At 42.6% G+C, this 373-nt stretch carries 1 rRNA gene; it reads left to right on the top strand.

What is annotated here, in order from left to right:
* Nucleotides 1-154: 154 nt before the first annotated feature.
* Nucleotides 155-373: ribosomal RNA gene (locus O6P32_RS13600) — 16S ribosomal RNA — on the top strand; the annotation flags it as partial.

The raw sequence follows: 373 nt of genomic DNA, 5'->3' as shown, positions 1-373 counted from the left end.
AAGAGTTCATTGAAAGAATTTAGATAAACAGACAAAGTAGTACAAAAGAATAACCGTCAAGACCTGTCCGGGTCGTAAGATTCGGATGAAGTCAGAAAGAAGGAAATGTTCTGAGACAGAAAATTCACTCTGAAAAGAGTAAAAAAGATATTTTACAATGAAGAGTTTGATCCTGGCTCAGGATGAACGCTAGCTACAGGCTTAACACATGCAAGTCGAGGGGCAGCGGGATTGAAGCTTGCTTCAATTGCCGGCGACCGGCGCACGGGTGAGTAACGCGTATCCAACCTTCCGCATACTCGGGGATAGCCTTCTGAAAAGGAGATTAATACCCGATGGTATCAAGAGATTGCATGATAACTTGATTAAAGAA

It is taken from the genome of Phocaeicola acetigenes (assembly GCF_027529745.1).
In the GTDB taxonomy this organism is placed as follows: domain Bacteria; phylum Bacteroidota; class Bacteroidia; order Bacteroidales; family Bacteroidaceae; genus Phocaeicola; species Phocaeicola acetigenes.
This window is presented reverse-complemented; position numbering and strand designations above follow the sequence as displayed.